Here is a 20,805-nt window from a genome sequence, read left to right as displayed (position 1 = left end):
ATTCTCTTATAAAAAACCTTAAGGCTAGATAATGAATAATAATAAAAAAATACTGCCATGCTTAATCGCATTGGCGGTTTTGTCGGGTTGTAATAGTTCAGATGATGCTGACGTTAATGGAAATGCGTTAATTCAGTCAAAGGTTCCATATTTTTCAGAATGGCCAGTAATTAACAGTGCTGTAGAAAAAAAAGCAGCAATTGAAAGTAAGATTATTGAAATACTGTCGCAAATGACACTTGAAGAGAAAGTTGGGCAGATGATCCAGCCCAATCTTCTTGAGGTAACGCCAGAAGAAGCAAAACAGTATAAGTTAGGCTCATTGCTCAATGGCGGCGGTGCATGGCCAAATGAGAATAAATATTCTACAGCGGAAGACTGGGCCAAAGAGTCGGATAAATATTGGCTGGCGCTGGAGGATGCTTATTCTGGTCGTGGTTTTAGAATTCCTTTTATGTGGGCAACTGATGCCGTCCATGGCCACAATAATGTATTTAAAGCGACGGTTTTTCCTCATAATATCGGGCTGGGCGCAGCAAATAACCCGGATCTGATTTATGAGATTGGTAAGGTAACGGCGGAGGAAATTGCAGCAACTGGTTTGGATTGGACATTTGCGCCAACCGTTGCAGCGCCGCGAGATTACCGGTGGGGACGAGTGTATGAAGGTTATTCGGAAGATCCGGAAATAATCTACCAGTATGCAAGCCGGATGGTTGAAGGTATTCAAGGCGGTTCTGAGGGCTTGGCTGGCGAGCGCAATGTTATTTCAAACGTCAAACACTGGGTGGGTGACGGAGGCACGTTGGATGGTGCTGACCGTGGCGAAAATCATTATAGTGAAGATTACTTGAGAAATATCCATGCGACAGGCTACTTCGCCGGTTTGGATGCCGGTGCTCAGGTGGTGATGTCCTCATTCAACTCTTGGCACAATGATGCGAATTATGATCTGACAGGAAGCGGCGAATACAACAAGAAAATTCACGGCAGCAAGTACCTGATCACTGATGTATTAAAAAACACAATGGGTTTCGACGGTATTGTTGTTACCGACTGGAATGGCCAGGGTGAAATCAATGGTTGTACTGCCTCTAACTGCCCGGCAGCAGTCAATGCCGGTAACGATGTGTTCATGGTTACCGCCAATAGTGACTGGAAGGCGTTTTACAATAATGTCATTGCCCAGGTTAATGACGGCACGATACCAATGGTACGTATCGATGATGCGGTCAGTCGGATCTTGCGCGTAAAGCTACGTGCGAACCTTTGGGAAAAACCTATGCCGTCTGAGCGTGAGTTGGCTGGCCAGCAAGAATTGCTGGGTTCTGCAGCACACCGAGCGCTGGCGCGGGAAGCGGTTAGCCAGTCTTTAGTGCTATTAAAAAATGAAGGTAACATACTGCCGCTTTCCAACGGGCAGAAAATCCTTATAGCCGGTAGTGCCGTTAATGACATTCAGAAACAGACCGGCGGTTGGTCGCTGACATGGCAGGGCAATGAAAATACCATTGAAAATGATTTTCCAGGTGCAACAACCATGCAGATGGCATTGGGAGACGTAGTTGGTGCTGAAAATATCATTACCGATATCGGCGAGGTAACGGAGAATACTGTCGCAGTCGTCGTCATTGGAGAAGATCCATACGCCGAAATGTTCGGGGATATTAAATCTAACCAGACGCTGGAATTCGCTTCTCTCAAAAATTCATATCAGGTGGACTTGGATAAAATCAAAGAGCTAAAAGCGGCAGGTCTGAAAGTCGTTACGGTGTTCTATTCAGGGCGCCCGCTATATGTCAACGAGGAGATTAATAACTCCGATGCTTTTGTCGCAGCCTGGTTACCGGGTACTGAAGCTGGTGGCATTACCGATGTCTTGTTCAGCAAAGACGGTAAAGATTTTACGGGCCGTCTTTCTTACTCGTGGCCGATGAAAAAATGCTCGACAACCATAAACCGTGTTGCGCCTAACATCACCGATTATGTGATTCCGGCAACCGAGCAGGATATTGTCGGTGAGCATAAACCTTTGTTCCCTTATGGTGCCGGTCTTTCTTATAGCTCATCGGAGAGTTCCGAGTTCGACTTAAACAACTTACCACTAGATGCTCGTGACTACGGTTGTGGTCAGGGAGCGCCAGATAATGGAGTTGCTACATCTAACCTGGAAATATACGGAGCTCAGTCTGCCGGTGAGTTTGCTGCAAAAATTGGTGGTCCAGCAAGCAGCTGGGCAGGCATTGAGGTTTCAAATGGTTCTGTTACTACAACTGGCTCAATAACAACCACACCAATCAACTATAAGCACCAGCAGGATGCTATCAACATTACGTTTGATGGTAGTGATGTGGCTCAGGTTTACCTACAGACACAAGATGAGAAGGCGGTTGATAAGAACGCTTATGCCAATGCTGATGCAACACTTCAGTTTGATATCAGAATGATTCAGCCAGCGGCTGCTGATGTCACGCTAGCGATGCACTGTGAGTGGCCATGTCTTGGTGATATTAAGATCAATGACGTGTTGCCGGCAGTCTCTACTGAGTGGACAACAATGAAGTTTGCGCTCAGTTGCTTTGCTGAGGAAGGAATGGAGTTTTCGATGCTCAATACACCATTTCTGCTGACGACTGACGGTACTATGCAGTTTGATCTTGGTGAAATCCGCTTTGTTCCTCGTAGTCTGGATGCGGCTGATGAAGAGGTGAATTGTGCAGCCCTGGCTGAGCCGCCATTAACGCCGTTAGACGATGCGGATGCAGATGTCTGGGGTGTTTGGCAACCAACTGTCACAACATGGCAGACACGAACAGATACTTGGGCAGGTATAAATAGCCATGTAACCGTTACTAGCCCGGCGGATGGTGATACTGAACACACCGTTGAAGCTGTCTATGATGCAACAAGTCCTGAGATATATAAGGGAATTGTGATTCTCGAAGGTGATGCTCAGAATCTTGTCAATTATAGTGATTCAGGTGCGCTTGAGTTTGATTTGTTCATTCACTCCTATGGGGCACCAGCTAATGTGGGTGAAACTCCAAGTCCTGGCCTGGTGATTAAAATGGAATCAGGCGATACAAGTGGTGAAGATTACTCATTGCCTCACTATGTGACTGGGCAATGGCATCATGTCTCGGTTCCTGTTTCTGATTTAAATACAGGTACGTTAGATATTGAAAAAGTGAATAAACCATTGGCCATTTTACCAGACTGGGGAGCATCTCAGGCCGGGGTACACTTTAGTATAAAAAATGTCCGGCTAGTTAAGTAACACCGGTATGGAAGGTGCGTGTTGCCTTCCACATTATCATCTAATCCATCGTTATTTTTCCCAAGCATAAGATAGTAATGCTTTAATTATCTTTTGCTTGGGGTTACTTGGCTGGTAGTGCCTCACGGAAATAAAACAAATATGAGAAAGAAACGACAAACCTCGGTAATTAAGCGGATGTATGCCGGGTTTGCTTTAATGGTGCTTTTACTTGTCTCGACAGTTGTATTGATGTTGACTGGAACTAAACGAATCCATGATCAGTTAGAATCGGTAACGTCAGATGTATTTCCTCTAGTTTCGCTGGTTAACCAAACCAGTGTCAGGCTATTAGCTGCGGATAAACTATTTAAAGACTTCTTGGTCAGTAATAATACAGAGAAAATGCAAGCATATGCTGAAAAGTACAGGTTGGCCCATGACAGTTTTGATATCGTTCTAGGGCAATTATCTGATGTTTCTGAGGGTAATTCGACACTTGCAGAACAAGTCGCCTTGTTGGCAGCTCTGAAGGAACGCTACTTTTCTGAAGCCTATGTAGCAATGGGCAACTACCGTTCTCAGTTGATTGCGGATGAAGAGCGGAACAAAGCTGCTCGACGTTTCCAACAGCTGCAAACAGAGTTACGGGTTGGGATGAGGGAGTACATTAGCAATCAGGATAATGTGGCGGTTAAGCTGATGGCCAAAAGCTACTTTATTAAGCTTAAACAGACCGAACAAATTACTTCTGATGCTCTGGCCAGTGACAATGTCGATATTATTTCAAAGGCTCTGAAAGATAATAAACGCAGTGTCACACGCTTAAATTATGCTTATAAAGGCCTAGTTGCTCAGTTACCATCATTAGAGAGTAAATTTGATCAATCCGTTGAACAGTTTACCCGTGATATCGGAAATAAAGGAGGGGTGCTGGATCAACACTTCTCCTATGTCGAAGCGACTACTCGTTTATATACCAATATCTCCGTGCTCACTGATGAAATCGATCAGGCCATGGCTATTTTAGACACATTTCGTAATGAAGCTGAACGCTTAATGGGAAGTGCGATAAAAAATGCGAATGAGAGTTATAGTAACGGTTATACCCAAGCTAGTTTAATGGGCATATTTGTCACTGTATTTGCGATTATACTTGGTTGGTTGTTGGCAAATAATGTCCGTAAACCATTAGTCGTGATGTTAAAAACGCTTGAAGCACTGACTGATGGTGATATGACACAAAGAGTACACGACAATAGCTTTATTGAGTTTAATCAGCTTAGTTCACATATTAATACGCTAGCTTCAAATCTTCAGGATATTCTACGCCAGCTAAGTGCAGCATTGGGCAACCTAAGACAGGTTGCAACTAAAAACCAGGAAACCACAACGGAATCCAAAGTTCGGTTAAATGAACAGCGCCAGCAAACCGCTGCAGTTGCGGCAGCAATGACAGAAATGGAGCAGTCGGTCAAAGATGTTGCTGGCAGTGCACAGTGCTCTACAGAAAGAGTGCGAGACGTTGAAATGGCTGCCCAAACAGGCAGGGGCGTAATGGCCAGCAACATTTCGACGATACACCAACTGTCCGAACGGCTCGACGAGTCTGTCGCTGTCGTTTCAAAAGTTCGGGAAATGAGCAGCGATATTGGTTCGATTTTAGATGTTATACGTAATATTGCCGATCAAACTAATTTACTGGCGCTAAATGCTGCTATCGAAGCTGCACGGGCAGGGGAGCAGGGGCGTGGTTTTGCTGTCGTAGCTGATGAAGTCCGGGTACTTGCCAAAAAAACGACGGATTCAACGTCAGAAATAGAAAGTATGATCCAGAACTTGCAACAGAGCTCCGGGCACGCATCCACGGTTATTCAAGGCTGTGTCAGCGAGATGCACAAGAGCATAACGCAGTCTTCCGATGCTAATTCTGCTATGGAGGAAATTCAGGCAATTATCATTGAAATTAGTAAGATGAGCAGTCACATAGCTCAAGCTGCCGAAGAGCAAAGCACAACGACTCACTCTATAGCCAGAAGCCTTGAAGATATTAGCCACATAGCGGATGCCAATTATCAGTCAATGGAGTTGGTCTCAGCGGGAAGCAGGGAGCTGGATGAACTTGCCCAGGAGCAAAATCAGCTCGTAACAAGATTTAAGGTGTAACAGAAACAAATATTTCGGAGTAGGTGCTCTTAAGGCACGTAATAATATAAAAGCAACATGGAGCTATCATGAAATTATACCTAACAGCAAAAGATTCGGACTTTAGGTTATCCGAGGTACCGGTGGATGATCTGCGCAAAGGATATCAGCAGGATGGGAATATCACGTATACCGATGCTGGCGAGCTGTTTGTCGTTTATTTGGATGATAGAAAGACTTTCCAGGAATGGGAGGGCTTCGGCGGCGCTTTTACCGAGTCGGCTGCGAATGTACTAAATCGCATGAGCTCCACGAACCAGAGAAAGATGATGGAAGCGTATTTTCATCCGGAAAAGGGGATTGGGTACAACTTCTGTCGAACTCATATCAATAGTTGTGACTTTTCCCTTGGTAATTGGGCATGTTGCGAGACAGAAGATCCCGAACTCAATGAGTTTACTCTTGAGCGTGATAAGCAACAAATTATCCCTATGATCCATTGGGCGAAGGCGCTATCTGAGGAAGAGATCACCATTTTCTCTTCGCCATGGAGTCCACCTGCATGGATGAAGACTAATGGTGAAATGAATAATGGCGGGCAGCTGAAGCCTGAGTATCGCCAGTCCTGGGCTTTGTATTACTGCAAATATATAAAAGCGATGGAAGATGAAGGTGTGACTGTCAGCGCGATTACTGTTCAGAATGAACCCGCGGCAACACAGGTTTGGGATTCATGTGTATATACCGCTGAAGAAGAACGGGATTTTGTTCGTGATTATCTTGGTCCTACCCTTGAGCAAGAAGGACTCGGCCATATCAAAATAGTGTGTTGGGATCACAACCGCGCTGAAGCTTATGATAGAGCACAGAAAATGTTCGATGATGCTGACGCTTCTAAGTACGTTTACGGTATAGGTATCCATTGGTATATGGGGGATAATTATGACAACCTTAAGTTAGTGAACGATATTTATCCAGATAAAAAAATATGGTTCACCGAAGGCTGTCAGGAATTTGGTCCGCATATCGGCGAGTGGCAGGTAGGAGAGCGCTATGCTCATTCTATGATCAACGACTTGAATCACAATACCAGTGCTTGGTGCGATTGGAACCTATTTCTCGATGAAACAGGCGGCCCCAATCATGTGAACAACCTATGTAGTGCACCTGTTATTGGAGATACTCTGAAGGATGAGGTTATTTATAACCCGTCATATTATTATTTTGGTCATTTTTCAAAGTTTATAAAGCGTGGTGCGTATCGTGTAGCCATAGCGACTACCAGTGATGATCTCGAAGCAACAGCGTTTCTGAATCCGAACGGCGAAAAAGTTGTTGTAATAATGAATCGTCTTGATCGTGACGTAGTTTATGCGTTGAATAACCTTGAGCGAGGCTGTTATGTAAAAATGCCAGCGCGATCTATTCAGACTCTGATTATTGATTAAATAAATAGTCATTAAAAAAGCGCAAGACTGATTTTTTCACAGTCTTGCGCGGGGTATTCGGGTTTGGAAATGCATCGCGACATTAAATTCATTAATATCAGTTTGTTAGATGTAATGGTGTGCTTGAGTTCTAAATGAATAGTGGCAATGGTTAAGTAAGCGCTTTCTATTAGAAGTAAAAGTTAAGGCTACACTTATAGCCTTAACTTTTACTTCTATTTGCTTAAGTTCTTACGTTCAGAGCAGATTAATCCATACCATTGCGCATCAATACAAATGCCAGTGATATTTTTTTCAGTGTTAACAACTTCACAGCGATGAGTGACTTGCTTTAGTTTGCACGCTTGCTGGATATCTTTAAGGTTTGGCTCAGTTGACTGTGCCGCTATTGCATGTGGTGATAACAAAAATAAAGCGACTGATGTTGAAATTAACCATTTCATATGAACACCTTTACTCTCTTTCCTGTTGTGATCAACAGTAATTATAGGTGTTTATTTTGTGAGTGCATGAATATTCACTCAATACCTACTGTCCACGACTAGTGCGCTTTCAATGGATGCTGGCGAATGGCTATATCCGTGTATCTGAAATATTTCAAATTAAAACATAGTTATCAAAACAGTATAGTTTCCGTCGATATTCTGATAGGAAAGATAAAATACTCTTGCTTTAATTTCAGGTATATATGCACCTACCCAGCCCCTAAGTCGCAAAGCCGTATGGTGAAAAGATTAGTTCATAGCCCACATTAGGTGTGGGCTTTACAGCAATCGGAGCTTGTTAGCTAAGATGATAGCTAGGGGGACCACAAAATCATTAGAATTTATAGGTCACGCCGACACCAAGCAGATATTCGGTTTCATCGTAAAAGTTGATGTTTGAAGATTTTATGTCATAGCCGGCGATAGCATTGAGTGCCCAGTCATCCCACCCCATAAACTCGTCGTATTCATATCCGGCGAAGAAGCTGTACTCGGAATTTTTCTGCTCGATATCAAATATAGGGTTGATGGCATCAAAAGTTGTATTGAGATATTTACCAGAGATAGAAAAAGCATGTCGATTGACAAACTTTATGTAAGACAGCTCAACGCCGTAGCTTTTATTTGACATTGCATCACCATCTGCCGAGAACGTCTTATAAATAAGTGCTGGCTGAAGAAGCGATGAGTTGTTAATCATGTACTTATAGGATGCTTTTGAGTAAAACCCGTTACCGTTTCGGTTCAGTTGTTTCTGTTGCTCGCTGGTGTACTGGGAGCCCGATCGCTCAGTATCGATATCTTTTGTGTAATAGGCCAAATCCAACGAAAATGGAGAGTCCATGATGCTGTCATATTGAAAGCGGTAAGCGTTGCCTGAAATATCAGTTGTCTGGCGATTGGTACCTGTCAGATACGGATCTTCCCATGTTTCACCGCCCATAATAGTCGGCAGGAATGAGACAGCAATGGAAGACTCTTCTGTCAGCCCATACCGGTAACCGGCTTCCAGTGCAAAATCACCAACTGCGATATCCTCTCGTGATGTCCCGATGAAAACTTGATGGTGGTCCAGTTGACCGAATGTATAGCGAAGCTGGCCGAGAGGCGCTGCCAATACCTCAGATTCTGACTTACCTGAGTCTTCGACATTGCTGATTGTTTTATCACTGTCTGTATTGAAATTGGATTCTGTTGAACCAAATCCCACAAGCGCAGAAACTTCCCCTGAGAAGCCAGGTTCGCCTAATTCAGCCATTGTATGTCCGCTAATGAGTGCCATACAGCAAACCAGATACGTTTTTTTCATCTCGAATTCTCTTTGTTCGTAAGTTCAAGGTGAAATTATCGATAGATGTTGTCGAATTAATGTCTTCTCAAATTGCTATGTTTAATTTGACAAGTGATCGGAGTAGTTCATTTTCTTGCTTAATAAAATTAATGTTATTACCTGAAGGTGGGGTTATTGGGTATATAAATGACTCGAATGAATATTTGTTATCAATTATGTTCTATTTGGGTCTTGAGGTGAGCGGGTAAGTTTTGCAAAATAACTGAAATCGACAAAATTAGGTAAAGAACATGATTTCTAAATGGGCTGTGCGCTTTTTTCAAATGGCCGAGTTGGTCGGTTCTTGGAGTAAAGATCCTTCGACACAGGTGGGTGCGGTGATCACTCACGGTAACCGAATCGTCTCGGTTGGATTCAATGGTTATCCGCACGGTATCTCGGACAGTGCCGACACCGATGATCGTGAGATGAAGCTGCTAAAAACCCTGCATGCTGAAGAGAATGCCATTTTGTTTGCCAAGCGTGATCTGGCGGGCAGTGATATCTGGGTAACTCATTTCCCTTGCCCTAACTGCGCAGCAAAAATTATTCAAACCGGTATTTCAGCGGTGCACTGCCCGGAGCAGACGGAAGATTTTCTTTCTCGCTGGGGAGATAAAATCAAAGTCAGCCAGGATATGTTTATCCAGGCGGGTGTTGAGGTCGACTGGCTGCCGCTTGATGAGTTATCCCAGTCCTAACCTCGCGATGAGTGATTAAAACAATTATCTGAAGGCCACCGCATAAGTGGCTTTTTTTTATTCAGCTGAGTGTGGCCTCACGACCTTATCAACGAGTGACTTAAGATCACCACGAAATTCCAACCGGTCGATATAGGGGGCTATATTGCTCACTTCTGCCTTTAGCTGCTTATGATTCCCTTGCTTTGCATAAGCTTCTGCCAGATAGAGGCTTGGCAGCAGGTTATACAATGATTCTGGGTGCTTCAAAATGCTGAATTCACGCTTCTTTGTAAGGTAGCGGATACCACGTTTTTCTTGTCCCGAAAGGATAAGCAGCCTGCCATAGAGCGCGCTTGCATCGTCCCATGCCGGGAGGTTGTTATGGGTGAACAACAACCTGGTATCATCCTGATTGTCCTGCATTAATTCCTTAAAGCCAGCAATAGCCGCTTCAGTTTCACCTGTGAGCAGTCTTGCGTAGTGGATATACACATCAGCTGCTAGTTTGTCTGTGTAGGGCAAATAGCTTTGTCTCAGGCTTTCAATATCTTGCTTAGCAGCGCCGCCATTAAGAATAGCCGCAAACAGATCAAAATAGCGCTCTGGCTCCAGTCCTTGATCCGGGTATTGTTTGCGATAAATTTTCCTGATCCCGCTATAACGCTTGTAGGCCTGACGGAACGCACTCCAGTCTCGGTACCAGATTGCAAGTGTCATGTCTGAAGGGGCAGTTCCGTACGCATTGATATTGGCGTTGCTGGAGTACATATAAGATGACGATAATAGCTGCGAGCTCGCTTTAGCACCCTTGAGATCGCCAATTAACAAATAGGCATTTACCAGATTGTCAAAGGCACTATGGGTATGGGCATTCGATTCGCGGAAGCCGTTGATCAGTTCTTTGACCGACTCATATAACTGGTGCTGGCTCTCATTGTAACTCTCCCAGGTTATTCCCATCACCGGTTGAAATGACAAGTGAAGCTCGTTGAGCGGTAGCGACTGCTTACGCTGAGCCTGTTTTTGTTCGTCGTATTTTTGGCCAAAGTCGTTATTACCAAGGCTGTAGGAAACCATACTGGCAAGATCGAGGATCTGGTATTTTTCACTGGCAGTGAGATCGTCAGATATCCAGTTTGCTGGTTCCTGTACAAGCGCCTCTTTTTGCTTATCTGTCAGCCATGTGAAACGTGATCCCATGAGGAGCATTGCAGAGCGGGAGTCCAGTCCGGTTAGCAGATCATAGATTCCTTTCTTCTGGGCAAGCGGGAGCTGTTTCCACTCAGCAGCCTGAGATGTCACCTGCTGAGCCAAGGACTGCGATAGATATTTATATCGTGACAGATAAATGTCATCGTCGGTCTGCTGTGGAACTTTGAGGATCTCAGCGAGCAATCCTAACTCAGCCAAGGAAAATGTGCCTTGGCTGTCAAACCGGGCAAAGTATGGCTGAGCCAACTGGTTGCTCGGGCATGATAAGGGTGAAAAATCCGGTGATTGGTAATCCGGGTTACAGGCCGGGTTGAGTTGCTCGGATAGGCGCTGAGCCCGGATAAGCAAGGTTGTAATGTAATGGCTGCGCTCGGTCGGCTCATGAGTCTGTTCAGCTTGCTCCTTGAGTGCAGAGAGCAGCTCGATGGCAACTTGATATTGTCTTAGGGCAATCAGGCCGTTGGCGTAAATGATCCCCGTATGGTAACGCGCATCCGGGGTCAGGTTTTGTTGGCTATGGTGCCATTGCTGAGCGGCGTATGTGAATAAATCGTTGATCGATGGCGCTTTTATCGTATCGGTCAGTGCCGGGCGGGTGAAAGCTAAGGTGTTACTTATCTGATTGATAACCTGGCGGTTCGACCGCTGCTCATTGAGTAACGTGATGTATTGGTGAGTGACAATAGCCGTCCCTCCGACAACTGACAATATTAGTGCCAGTAGGCTGGAGGATAAGAAAGGCTGACGCTGGATGGCCTTTCTTAACCGATAGCTACTTTTGCTTGAATAGGCATTAACGGGCCGCCCTGCCAGATAGGCGTCGATTTCTTCGAGTAGCTCATCGGCATCGCGATAGCGCTCTATAGCCTCTGGCTGCGTAGCCTTACTGATGATAGCAGCGAGCTCAGGATCAATATCTGAGAAGGTGCAGAGGGCATTAGTGGCAGAAAAGTCGGTATCGAAACCGTTGATATCCGGCCATCTCAGGCTGAGCATGTAGAACAAAAGAACACCCAGCGAATAGATATCCGATCGCGCTTTATACCACACCTGGGACTGCTGCTCAGGTGCACTCCAGTGTCGAGAGAATGCGTTGATATAATGGGCGGCATTGTCCGGGCTGATGGCATGATTATCGTCGAACTGGCGGCTAAAACCCAAATCGATGATTTTTATCTGACCGCGGCCATCAACCAAAATGTTCTGCGGCTTAATATCGCCATGGTAGAGCCCCCGGCTGTGGGCGAAAGCCATTCCTTCAAGCACTTGCCTGAACAGCATCAGGCGTTCGGTGCGTGTAAGCCTTTTCATATCGAGATGCTGATGCAGCATTTTGCCGTCAATGTACTCGGTCACGATGCAGTCATGGCTGTCTATTTTATCGACGCCAAAGAGCTGACAAATCTTCGGGTGCTTTGCCGCCATAAGGTTACTGCTTTCACGAAAAAACAGTTTGTCGGTCTCGCTGGCGGTAAGAATATTCTGGCGCAGAACCTTCACGGCTGCATAGTGCTGGGCTTGTTCATTACCGGTGGGCGATTCGACTGTTTGCCGGGCGAGAAAAACCATCCCGGTGGCACCGCCTTCCGACAGTACTTCGGAAAGGGTAAACCCCATGACCTTTTGACCAATGAGCGAGGCTAGCGGATTAGGCGTGCCTACTTCACTGGCAATTATATTTTCACCCAGTAGGGTAATGCCGGTAAGCGACAGTGCGAGCATGTCGGCAAGATCGGCGACTTCATCTGGGTAATCTTTGCTCAGGGCTGCCAGACGCAGTTGCTGCTCATCGGGAGTTAGATCAAGAAGTTCGGCGTAGAGATCGGATATTTCCATTTAGGTCAGGCTTTTTTTCAAAAAGTGCGTGGCAAACTGCAAGCGGTTGTTGACGGTTCTTTCGCTGACCTTGAGCAAGGTGGCGATTTCTTTATTGGTGACGGCAGCAAAATGCTTATACTCAAAGACCTCGGCTTGCTCGGGATAGCGATTTCTGAGTTCCAGCAATGCCTTGTGCAGGTCGTGACTTTGTGACATATCGGGCGTGATGCTATCATTCTGCGTATCGTTAAGCTGTGACAGGTAGGCCAGTTTGCACTCCTGGCGCTTGGCCATCTCGTCGGGATCGGCGAACAACAAATGCCACACCGAGCGGCGAACATATTCGATAAACTCTTTGCGATGAGTAAAGGGGGTTTCGTCATTGCGCCAGCGGTTGAGCTTCAGAATGGCCTCATGGCTAAGCTCGGTAACCGATGCATCGCACAATATAGTTTTGCTCGGATCGTTTTTTTCCCGCAGCCGTCTGACAATGGCCTTGATATCCTCGTAGGCAGCGGCAAAAAAGAGCTGTTCGGCTTTCTTATCTCGAGAACGCCACCCTTCGAGTAGCTGGGTGGCATCGTCTCTTTCTGTCAGGCGAGTGATTGACGGTTTGACCATGTTCGGCTCTATACTCATTGGAATCATTAACCAACTGATAATAAAGTGACTTTACAGAGAAATCCTGCTTTTTTACGTAAATTCAGACTGGTTCTGGTGTTCTGTATAGTATTTGATCGGTTTGACCACCAGGCTCTGGTTACCATCGTCACTCATTAGCCAGCACTGGTTCTGACGGTAGACCGGTTTGCAGCTTGGGTTATGTCCATGCAGTGTCAGGTTAATATTGCGTATAGATGTTTTGCCCACAGTGTCGATATCGCTTCGATTCCATAACATTCGCCACACTTCTTCAGTACTCAGTTGGCCTTTTACAACCTCGTGCCAGTCCCTTGGGGCAGTGGCATGGCTAATGCCAATTTGCTGATGAGCAAATGACAGAGTTAATGCCAGTGGCATCCGGAGTGAAATCAGGGTCTGCCAGCGAAGCAGCATTTGCGGCTGGTGGAGGAAAGCCTTTAACCAGCTGCTTCCGTTATCGATAAGCTTGTCCCAGAACGTCTGATTGGAAAATCCTAACAGGAATAGTTGTTCGTGGTTGCCCAGTACGGGACAAAACCACGGTTGTAAAAGCAGCTCCAGGCAGTGCGGGCTCTGCGGGCCGCGGGAGATCAAGTCCCCGGTACTAAACAGCCTGTCTCTGTCGGGACGGAACTGACAGCGCGTTAGTTCGCGGTAAAGTTGCCGGTACTGGCCGTGAATATCGCTGACAATAAAATCGGTTCCAGCTGTATTTCTTGTTATCGCTTGGTGAAAGTGGCGAGGAATAAAAGGGCGCATTGAAAACCCGTATAGTGCAAGCGTAGAAAGTAAGTAGGGATTTAAGGCAAGGTTAATATTTTGCCTTAAATCCTTGGGGGAGGGAGCAGTTAGTTGGCTTCGTTTACTGTGGTGTTTTCGGCTGTATTAGCAAGGGGCTTTGTGCCTTCTTCCGGGTTAAGCGCTGCCAGCTCCTTGCTGAGGATTTGCTCGTTGTTGTTCTTGATCAGGCGGTTGACAGCCACCATGGTCCAGATCCAGATACCAAGATAAATAATGCCGGGTACAATGAGAAATGCGGTGAAAATACATACCACAGAAATCAGCATGAAGATAAGGCCGAACATCACCTTGCCGGCATAGCAGTGGCCAAGGCCGGGCAGGATAAAGTTAAGGAAAACACCAATCATGTTGTTCTTTAATTGGTTGCGGATGCGCTCTGAATGTAGTGTGTCTTGAATGCTCATGTTGTCTATCTCATTGTTTGGGAATGCGCTTAGTATCCATATCGGCAGAGCAAATAACGAGGGACGGAAATCCAGAGAAAATTACGCAAAAAGAAATGAAAAAGATGAAGCGCTGGTATTAAGGCAGCAACCTGGCAATAACGATAATCAGTAGGAAATAGATGATAAGCACCAGGAAAAACAGCATCAGGATACCCAGCAGCAGACTGATAGTTGTTAAGGCGATACTATAGAGATTAATATTTACAACGAAGAAGAGAAAAGCGAGCAGGGCCGATAGGAACAGGGCGCCGATTGCCGCCCCCTTCATGTCTGAGGCAGAAGGACAAATATGGCTCGTAATGGACGCCATCGCGAAAAACCATACAATAAATTTCAGTTTTCCCTGATTGAAAAGCTCGGTAAAGAGCGCCAGAGCGTGTCCTATGTTCTGCGCAAAAACATCCAGGTAGCCAGAAACACTGCTGATAGCTAGCAGTTTGTTCTGGTTGGCTCCAACCAACTGTCCAAAGCCGTAATGCGGGTAGATGATTTTCGACATGATAGCCATGGTTAGCAGGCCGCCGAAGACGGGGGCAATGCCAATGAAGAACCGTCCGCATTGCTGGTAAAGGCTTTTGGGATTAAAGCTGTGATGGACATAACCAAGTTGACTACTGCCGTTTAATTGCAGCAGCTTGATCTCATGGATCTTGTGCCGGGCAAGCACGCATAGCAAGGCGTGGCTGAGCTCGTGAACCGGGGTGCCGATAAAGGCAGTAAGGTAGCGCAAACGGTATTTACCGTACTGCGCTAACTTGGATGCAGCAAAAACCTCAAGCTGGCGAACGAGCACCAGCATGCCAATGAAAATGGAGAAGAGGAGAAGTAGCTGCATCTTCTATAATAAGAAACGCAACAGCTAAAATGTGAGCTGTTGAGCTTCTAGTCTATGAATAATATTCAGTCTTAGACGTCGTCGTCACCAAAACCGAAGTCATCACCGCCGCCGAAGAAGCTGTCACCGCCGCCAAAACCGCCATCATCCGACGGTGCATTGGCAAAGCTGTCATCAAATCCAGCATCACCAAACCCGCCTTCACCGAAGCCACTCTCTCCGAAACCAGCGTCACCGAATCCGGCATTACCAAAGCCACCACTGGTCTCGGTATAGTCAGAGGCAAAGCCAGATGAGTCATCCAGGAAGCCGCCAGTACTTTCTTCAGCAGATGCCAGGCCTTCATCCATCGCGGCATCTGGTGCAGCATCCGCAGCGGCCATCTCGTCCGCAGCTGGTTCATCATTGCCGAATAGGGCATTGCTGATCATATTACCGGCCACCATACCAACCGCGACGCTTGCGGCTGTTTGCATGAAGCTGCCGAATGCGCTTGGTTGATGTGCAGGCCTAGGTGGTTGAGGTGCCGGGCGGTTGCCGCCCATCATTTTGCTGAAAGCACCTCGGTTTGATTCTGACTTGTGGTGCTCGACACACTTCTCAAGGTATTCGTTCTTCTGTTTCATCTCCTTGAGCGCCATTTCCTGTACCAGCACGGCTTGAGTCAGCTTGTAGATGGCATCCTGCTGGGAACCGATTTCATCGCCAATCAGTTTCTCAGCGTCAGCATCCTTGGTTTTGTCCGGGCTTTGCTTCAGTTTATTGGCAACATTTTGAATCAGTTCTTTTTCTTGTGGTGTCATTTTCTTTACCTTCTCTTTAACGCGATAACTTTGTTATCGATATTCCCTTGAGCTTGGGCCTATCATCCTAGCTCAGAGGGTATATTTCAATCTGTTACTATAGGTAACTATTTTTGATTATCAGTATTGTACACGCAGATAAAAAAATCCGGCAAAATGCCGGATTAAAAGGAAAGGACAGTGTGTTGTTACTGATGGATGTTACTGACGAATACCTTCGACATGTAGCTCAAGATCGGCGTAGCTTGATTCACCCATTACCTGAATACCGAAGTCTTTGAGCTCAATGCGGGTTGTACCGGTAAAGCCTGCGCGGTAGCCTCCCCACGGATCTTCGCCTTCACCGACAAACACGGCATCAATGGCAATCGGCTTGGTCTGGCCGTGAAGGGTCAGATCACCAGTGATAGTCATTTCGCCGTTGCCTTTTGGTTCGACCTTGTTACTGGTAAATGTTGCCGTTGAGTATTTTTTCACGTCCAGAAAATCTTCGCTGCGTACGTGCTTGTCACGCTCTGCGTGGTTGGTATCAAAGCTGGTGGTATCTACATTCACGCTTACTTTGGATGCCGAGATATTCATTGGATCGTAGCTGAAAGTACCGTCGAAAGTATTAAAACGTCCCTTGATCCAGCTATAGCCGAGATGCTTGATTTTGAGGTTGATGGAAGCGTGTGCTCCCTTGGTGTCAATCATGTAGTCTGCTGCAGAAGCAATAGACGGAATAGATAACGCAGTCAGTAGACCCAGAGCCAGTAGTTGCTTTTTCATGTTTACTTTACTCCCAACATTTTTTTTAACGTATTGTCTTTGTTGATATAGTGATGCTTTAAAGCAGCAAGTGCGTGCAGCGCAGCCAGCCCGATCAGGCCGAATGCAAGGTAGTAGTGAACCTCGCCAGCAATATCTGCCTGGTTAGGAAACAGTTCACCTGCCGCTGGAACCGAGAACCAGTTGAACACTTCAATGGCTCGCCCGTCGGCAGTGGAAATCAGATAGCCCGAAATAAAAAGCCCGAATAGCATGACATAGATAACCCAATGAGCCATTTTTGCTCCCATTTGCTCCCAACGGGCACCTTCAATGGCCGGGTGGCCTTTGAGGGTTTTCCAAACAAGGCGGAAAAGGGTGACAAAAGCTAGACATAGACCGGCTGATTTATGCCAGTGCGGAACCGGTTTATACCATTGAGAATAGTAGTTCAAATCAACCATCCACAGCCCAACGGCAAATAAGCCGATGATCACAACGGCAGAGAGCCAGTGAATAGTAATAGATAGCCAGTCATAAGGTTTCGGTGCATTTTTCATTACGGCAAATCAATCTGTTCCAAACTTGAATAGCTATATTTTAGTTATTAATTTGTGAAACATAAGTCACGCAAGTTGAACAACAACATCAAATTATTTGAATGAACTATTTTGAGGGAGCCGAAACAGTGGGAAGGCGAGCAGCTCAGGCAGGGGGAATTGCACTAGAGCTGCTCTTTGTATACTTGAATATTATGAGTAACTTATACGCGAATAGTCAGGTATTTATCTGTTGCAGTAACTGAAACAGACGTCATGTCTTCGATATGGCTTAGAATATCGGTTTGAATGTCGCTATGACCAGAAAATACTATTTGAATTACCTGCATTCCGGCGCTGTTTGCACTTTTTATCCCTGAAATAGCATCTTCAAACACCAAACATTGAGATGGCTCGACTTTCAGCTTCTCGGCTCCCAACAGGTACGATTCGGGGTTAGGTTTGCCGTGGGTAATATCGTCTGCAGTAATAAGTACATCAGGCATCGGCAGCCCAGTGGCTTCCAGTTTGGCACGTGCCAGTTCTCTTGAGCTCATGGTAACGATTCCCCATGGCAAATTTTTGAGGGAATGTAATAGAGAATCAGCGCCCGGGATAAGTGTTACTTCGGATGCGTGCTCGATTTCTTGCTTGAGCAGCTTGTCATTTTCCTCCAGGACATTCAGCTCTGGTTTGAACTTTGGGATAACTTCCAAGGCCCGGCAACCATGTACTTCTGCCAGCAGTCTGTCTTTATCGACATCGTGCCTTGTAGCCCACTCCTCCCAAACGGCTTCAACACAAGAGGTTGAATCAACAAGCGTACCGTCTAAATCGAATAAGATTGCCTTAACATCGACCATAGAACCTCTCAAAAATGCAAAATCATGCAAAATAACTTTATTTCACGCATGTTAGCGCAGTAACTTGCAGGTTTGCAACTGGTAATTCCGCTTGAATACAGTAAAATCACGTAAAAACATGCAGAGAACGGCAAAGTGTTATTACAAGAAAGGCAACATAGAATATTAGAGATGCTGCGGGCGCAGGGCAGGGTATATGCCACGGAGCTGAGTCATCACTTGGGCGTGTCTGAAGATACAGTAAGGCGTGATCTGAACAGTCTGTCCCAGCAAGGGCTGTTGCGGCGGGTACATGGTGGTGCTTTGCCTTGCCAGCACGATCTGGTCGACTATCGCGACCGAAAGGATGAAGTTGAGCCGGCGAAACAGGCCATAGCCCTTAAGGCACTGTCATTCATTCAGCCGGGGCAAACTGTACTGATTGACTCCGGTTCAACGTGTTTGCACATTGCCCAGAATTTGCCGACGCATTTTCCGTTTACGGTGGTGACCCCCAGTCCGCTCATTGCCAGTCAGCTTATCTCATATGAAAATATCGAGCTTATCTTAGTCGGCGGGCGAGTATTTAAGCCTGCGATTATGTCTGTCGGCGCTGCAACTAACGCAATGTTGCAGGAAATTCATTTCGATCTATGCTTCCTTGGCGTGTTTGCATTGCATACCAGTTCGGGATTAATGATCAATAATCTGGAAGAAGCTCAGACATTGAAAGTCATGATAGCGCAATCTGAGACTGTGGTTGGGTTAGCCGATGCCAGTAAGCTGGATAAAGTGGGTACTCACTTTATTGCTTCGTTCGATAAACTGTCGGCTCTGGTGACCAGCAAAGATGCTAATGAGGCTATTTTGGCAGAGTTGTCAGAAGCCGGAGTTGAGATTATCAAAGCTTAAAGCCTTTCCGTATTAGAAAAGGCCTATGCTTGCTGGAGGTACAGCCTTACCGCAAAATGTTGTTCTCGTGGCGCCAGTCCATTATCGTCCAATCCTGCATTTGTGCATGTAGTGCCAAAGCAGGGTCTGGATTGACGGCAAACGGGCGGTCGACGGCATCAAGCATCGGCAAATCATTGATTGAGTCGCTATAGCCATAGCTTCCTTTGAACTGGATGTCGTGATCGTCTATCCATGCTTTCATTCTTGTCACCTTTCCTTGTTGATAACTGAGTGTTCCGGTTGTTCTGCCGGTGATGATGCCGTTAATCTGTTCGAGGTTTATCGCAATGACATCATCGGCACCGAGCAACTTAGCAATAGGTTTTACCAGGTGTTCACCTGTTGCCGAAATCACCAAGACTATATCGCCGCGTTGTTTGTGCCATTGAATGCGAGAAATAGCATCGGCATAAAATGCCGGTTTGATTTTCCTCTCGATGAACTCTGCCACCAGTTGAGTCAGCGTTTTGCTGTCCATGCCGATAATAGGTTTCAGGGTCGCCTGCATGTACCTATCCATGTCCATCGTCCCGTTGGCATAAGCTGACATTAATTCGCGTTCTTCTGCCAGGTGTGTATCTGATGCCAGCTCTTTTTCAGCGATAAATTCACTCCATAGGCAAGCAGAGTCAGCAGCAATAAGCGTTTCATCAAGATCAAATACAGCCAGATAAGGCTTGCTGCTAATAGCCTGGTTCGTGTGTGTCAAACTGCTCTTCCTTTCATCTTTTCATCTGTCTTTTTGTATAAGCGCAGAGCATAGTGAGGGATTATGACAGTACCCTTTCATTCCTATGTATTTTTGAAGGCAGACGGTTGTCAGACATAGTGTTACTCGTCATAACTGACTGAAAATCAAATACTGTCTCATTAGTGAAACGAATGTAGATCTGAAAAATCTGTATAGTCCAAAGGAATTATGTGAGTTGCTTCCTAAGATATTGTACGGTTGCTATGAAAGTATGCGGGAAGAATTATGTTTGTTTATATCACATCGGCAACTATGGATAGTCAGTGGCGAGAATATTAAGAACAAGGGATGAGCTCGAACAGCACCTGACTCAATCGGAGGTCGGGAGTTGCAGTGCTTACTATAAGGGAAACACGATGAAAAGTGCTTTCCAGCCAATAGTCTCAGCGTCTGGTGCGCTGTTTGGTTATGAAGCGCTGCTTAGAATTTATGGTCAGGATGGACTGCAGTTACAGACAGAGCCTTTCTTTAGTACAGGTTTTATGCCTTCCAGTGATCGGATAAACCTTGATCGTTTGGCCCGGGTTATACACTTACGAAATTTTGTGCGTTTTGTCTCTGACGGCGCATTGTTTTTGAATATGACGCCCATTGCAGCGTTAGATGCCGGTAGTCAGCAATATGGGTATAACTCGCTTATTTCTAGAGTCAAGGAGCTGGGTTTGTCGAATGACAGGATTTATTTTGAAATCCTCGAGCATACCTGTGCCAATGACCGGCTGCTGGTGAGTTCGCTTCAGGATATGCAGGATTACGGTTTCCGTATTGCGATAGATGATTATGGTGTCGATGCTTCATCGGAAAGCCGTGTCAGGAAAGTTAACCCGGACATTATTAAGGTCGACCGCAGCTTGTTGACGGACTACATAGATGGTAAGCCGGAAGAACTTCAGGCTGTTATTAACCTGGCACATGAACTCAATGCCAAAGTATTGACGGAAGGGATCGAAAGCCAGAACGACTTCAATACGGTTAGGGAGTTGGGGGTCGATTATATGCAAGGTTATTACATTGGCCGCCCTGTGCTGGTGAGCGAACTTCCTTGTCTTTTCGAGTCTATTTGAT

General features: G+C 45.9%; 18 protein-coding genes. 6 read left to right on the top strand and 12 right to left on the bottom strand.

Annotation, left to right across the window (positions count from 1 at the left end):
- Positions 1 to 31: 31 nt before the first annotated feature.
- The 3 genes from EIZ48_RS16025 (at position 32) to EIZ48_RS16015 (ending at position 6,849) form a co-directional block, all read left to right on the top strand.
- Positions 32 to 3,277, top strand: coding sequence for a glycoside hydrolase family 3 protein (locus EIZ48_RS16025; protein ID WP_160653409.1), 3,246 nt, complete (start codon positions 32 to 34; stop codon positions 3,275 to 3,277).
- 141 nt (positions 3,278 to 3,418) lie between these two features.
- Positions 3,419 to 5,422, top strand: a complete 2,004-nt coding sequence (locus EIZ48_RS16020) for a methyl-accepting chemotaxis protein (protein WP_160653406.1) — start codon at positions 3,419 to 3,421, stop codon at positions 5,420 to 5,422.
- Between the two features lie 68 nt (positions 5,423 to 5,490).
- A complete protein-coding gene (locus tag EIZ48_RS16015) occupies positions 5,491 to 6,849 on the top strand; it encodes a glycoside hydrolase family 30 protein (protein ID WP_160653403.1) in 1,359 nt (452 codons plus the stop codon).
- 215 nt (positions 6,850 to 7,064) lie between these two features.
- Here EIZ48_RS16015 and EIZ48_RS16010 read toward each other — a convergent pair whose 3' ends face one another.
- Complete coding sequence (locus tag EIZ48_RS16010) at positions 7,065 to 7,292, bottom strand: hypothetical protein (protein WP_160653400.1); 228 nt, start codon at positions 7,290 to 7,292, stop codon at positions 7,065 to 7,067.
- Between the two features lie 376 nt (positions 7,293 to 7,668).
- Positions 7,669 to 8,643 carry a DUF2860 domain-containing protein gene (locus EIZ48_RS16005; protein ID WP_160653397.1) on the bottom strand — a complete coding sequence of 325 codons (975 nt, stop codon included), beginning with the start codon at positions 8,641 to 8,643 and terminating at the stop codon, positions 7,669 to 7,671.
- A 272-nt stretch (positions 8,644 to 8,915) separates the two neighbouring features.
- Here EIZ48_RS16005 and EIZ48_RS16000 point away from each other — a divergent pair, with 272 nt between their 5' ends.
- Entirely contained in the window at positions 8,916 to 9,365 is a 450-nt protein-coding gene (locus EIZ48_RS16000) for a dCMP deaminase family protein (RefSeq protein WP_160653395.1), read from the top strand.
- Positions 9,366 to 9,422: 57 nt separating this feature from the next.
- Here EIZ48_RS16000 and EIZ48_RS15995 read toward each other — a convergent pair whose 3' ends face one another.
- The 9 genes from EIZ48_RS15995 to EIZ48_RS15955 form a co-directional block, all read right to left on the bottom strand.
- Positions 9,423 to 12,395 (bottom strand): serine/threonine protein kinase, encoded by a 2,973-nt coding sequence (locus tag EIZ48_RS15995; RefSeq protein ID WP_160653392.1) that lies wholly within the window; start codon positions 12,393 to 12,395, stop codon positions 9,423 to 9,425.
- Positions 12,396 to 12,998, bottom strand: a complete 603-nt coding sequence (locus tag EIZ48_RS15990) for an ECF-type sigma factor (protein ID WP_160653389.1) — start codon at positions 12,996 to 12,998, stop codon at positions 12,396 to 12,398.
- 72 nt (positions 12,999 to 13,070) lie between these two features.
- On the bottom strand, positions 13,071 to 13,778 hold the full coding sequence (locus tag EIZ48_RS15985; protein ID WP_160653386.1) for a metallophosphoesterase: 708 nt from the start codon (positions 13,776 to 13,778) through the stop codon (positions 13,071 to 13,073).
- Positions 13,779 to 13,867: 89 nt separating this feature from the next.
- On the bottom strand, positions 13,868 to 14,224 hold the full coding sequence (locus EIZ48_RS15980) for a DUF6677 family protein (RefSeq protein ID WP_160653382.1): 357 nt from the start codon (positions 14,222 to 14,224) through the stop codon (positions 13,868 to 13,870).
- 118 nt (positions 14,225 to 14,342) lie between these two features.
- Positions 14,343 to 15,101 carry a hypothetical protein gene (locus tag EIZ48_RS15975; protein ID WP_160653379.1) on the bottom strand — a complete coding sequence of 253 codons (759 nt, stop codon included), beginning with the start codon at positions 15,099 to 15,101 and terminating at the stop codon, positions 14,343 to 14,345.
- 71 nt (positions 15,102 to 15,172) lie between these two features.
- A complete protein-coding gene (locus EIZ48_RS15970) occupies positions 15,173 to 15,904 on the bottom strand; it encodes a DUF2076 domain-containing protein (protein WP_160653376.1) in 732 nt (243 codons plus the stop codon).
- Positions 15,905 to 16,105: 201 nt separating this feature from the next.
- On the bottom strand, positions 16,106 to 16,675 hold the full coding sequence (locus EIZ48_RS15965) for a YceI family protein (RefSeq protein ID WP_160653373.1): 570 nt from the start codon (positions 16,673 to 16,675) through the stop codon (positions 16,106 to 16,108).
- A 2-nt stretch (positions 16,676 to 16,677) separates the two neighbouring features.
- Positions 16,678 to 17,214, bottom strand: a complete 537-nt coding sequence (locus EIZ48_RS15960; protein ID WP_160653371.1) for a cytochrome b — start codon at positions 17,212 to 17,214, stop codon at positions 16,678 to 16,680.
- Positions 17,215 to 17,417: 203 nt separating this feature from the next.
- Entirely contained in the window at positions 17,418 to 18,056 is a 639-nt protein-coding gene (locus EIZ48_RS15955; RefSeq protein ID WP_160653368.1) for an HAD-IA family hydrolase, read from the bottom strand.
- Between the two features lie 135 nt (positions 18,057 to 18,191).
- On the opposite strand from EIZ48_RS15955, the gene EIZ48_RS15950 reads away from it, so the two are divergent.
- Positions 18,192 to 18,947 carry a DeoR family transcriptional regulator gene (locus EIZ48_RS15950; protein WP_160653365.1) on the top strand — a complete coding sequence of 252 codons (756 nt, stop codon included), beginning with the start codon at positions 18,192 to 18,194 and terminating at the stop codon, positions 18,945 to 18,947.
- A 46-nt stretch (positions 18,948 to 18,993) separates the two neighbouring features.
- Here EIZ48_RS15950 and EIZ48_RS15945 read toward each other — a convergent pair whose 3' ends face one another.
- Entirely contained in the window at positions 18,994 to 19,698 is a 705-nt protein-coding gene (locus EIZ48_RS15945; RefSeq protein WP_160653362.1) for an HAD family hydrolase, read from the bottom strand.
- A 398-nt stretch (positions 19,699 to 20,096) separates the two neighbouring features.
- Here EIZ48_RS15945 and EIZ48_RS15940 point away from each other — a divergent pair, with 398 nt between their 5' ends.
- Complete coding sequence (locus EIZ48_RS15940) at positions 20,097 to 20,804, top strand: EAL domain-containing protein (RefSeq protein ID WP_160653360.1); 708 nt, start codon at positions 20,097 to 20,099, stop codon at positions 20,802 to 20,804.
- Position 20,805 lies beyond the last annotated feature (1 nt).

The sequence above is a fragment of the Photobacterium alginatilyticum genome, from assembly GCF_009910675.1.
GTDB lineage: Bacteria > Pseudomonadota > Gammaproteobacteria > Enterobacterales > Vibrionaceae > Photobacterium > Photobacterium alginatilyticum.
The sequence above is the reverse complement of the archived record's forward strand: the minus strand, read 5'-3'. Positions and strand labels throughout refer to the sequence as shown.

Coding starts and splice junctions, on each gene's coding strand:
- EIZ48_RS16025 (WP_160653409.1), top strand. CDS start 32: ATGAATAATAATAAAAAAATACTGCCATGCTTAATCGCATTGGCGGTT.
- EIZ48_RS16020 (WP_160653406.1), top strand. CDS start 3,419: ATGAGAAAGAAACGACAAACCTCGGTAATTAAGCGGATGTATGCCGGG.
- EIZ48_RS16015 (WP_160653403.1), top strand. CDS start 5,491: ATGAAATTATACCTAACAGCAAAAGATTCGGACTTTAGGTTATCCGAG.
- EIZ48_RS16010 (WP_160653400.1), bottom strand. CDS start 7,292: ATGAAATGGTTAATTTCAACATCAGTCGCTTTATTTTTGTTATCACCA.
- EIZ48_RS16005 (WP_160653397.1), bottom strand. CDS start 8,643: ATGAAAAAAACGTATCTGGTTTGCTGTATGGCACTCATTAGCGGACAT.
- EIZ48_RS16000 (WP_160653395.1), top strand. CDS start 8,916: ATGATTTCTAAATGGGCTGTGCGCTTTTTTCAAATGGCCGAGTTGGTC.
- EIZ48_RS15995 (WP_160653392.1), bottom strand. CDS start 12,395: ATGGAAATATCCGATCTCTACGCCGAACTTCTTGATCTAACTCCCGAT.
- EIZ48_RS15990 (WP_160653389.1), bottom strand. CDS start 12,998: ATGGTCAAACCGTCAATCACTCGCCTGACAGAAAGAGACGATGCCACC.
- EIZ48_RS15985 (WP_160653386.1), bottom strand. CDS start 13,778: ATGCGCCCTTTTATTCCTCGCCACTTTCACCAAGCGATAACAAGAAAT.
- EIZ48_RS15980 (WP_160653382.1), bottom strand. CDS start 14,224: ATGAGCATTCAAGACACACTACATTCAGAGCGCATCCGCAACCAATTA.
- EIZ48_RS15975 (WP_160653379.1), bottom strand. CDS start 15,101: ATGCAGCTACTTCTCCTCTTCTCCATTTTCATTGGCATGCTGGTGCTC.
- EIZ48_RS15970 (WP_160653376.1), bottom strand. CDS start 15,904: ATGACACCACAAGAAAAAGAACTGATTCAAAATGTTGCCAATAAACTG.
- EIZ48_RS15965 (WP_160653373.1), bottom strand. CDS start 16,675: ATGAAAAAGCAACTACTGGCTCTGGGTCTACTGACTGCGTTATCTATT.
- EIZ48_RS15960 (WP_160653371.1), bottom strand. CDS start 17,214: ATGAAAAATGCACCGAAACCTTATGACTGGCTATCTATTACTATTCAC.
- EIZ48_RS15955 (WP_160653368.1), bottom strand. CDS start 18,056: ATGGTCGATGTTAAGGCAATCTTATTCGATTTAGACGGTACGCTTGTT.
- EIZ48_RS15940 (WP_160653360.1), top strand. CDS start 20,097: ATGAAAAGTGCTTTCCAGCCAATAGTCTCAGCGTCTGGTGCGCTGTTT.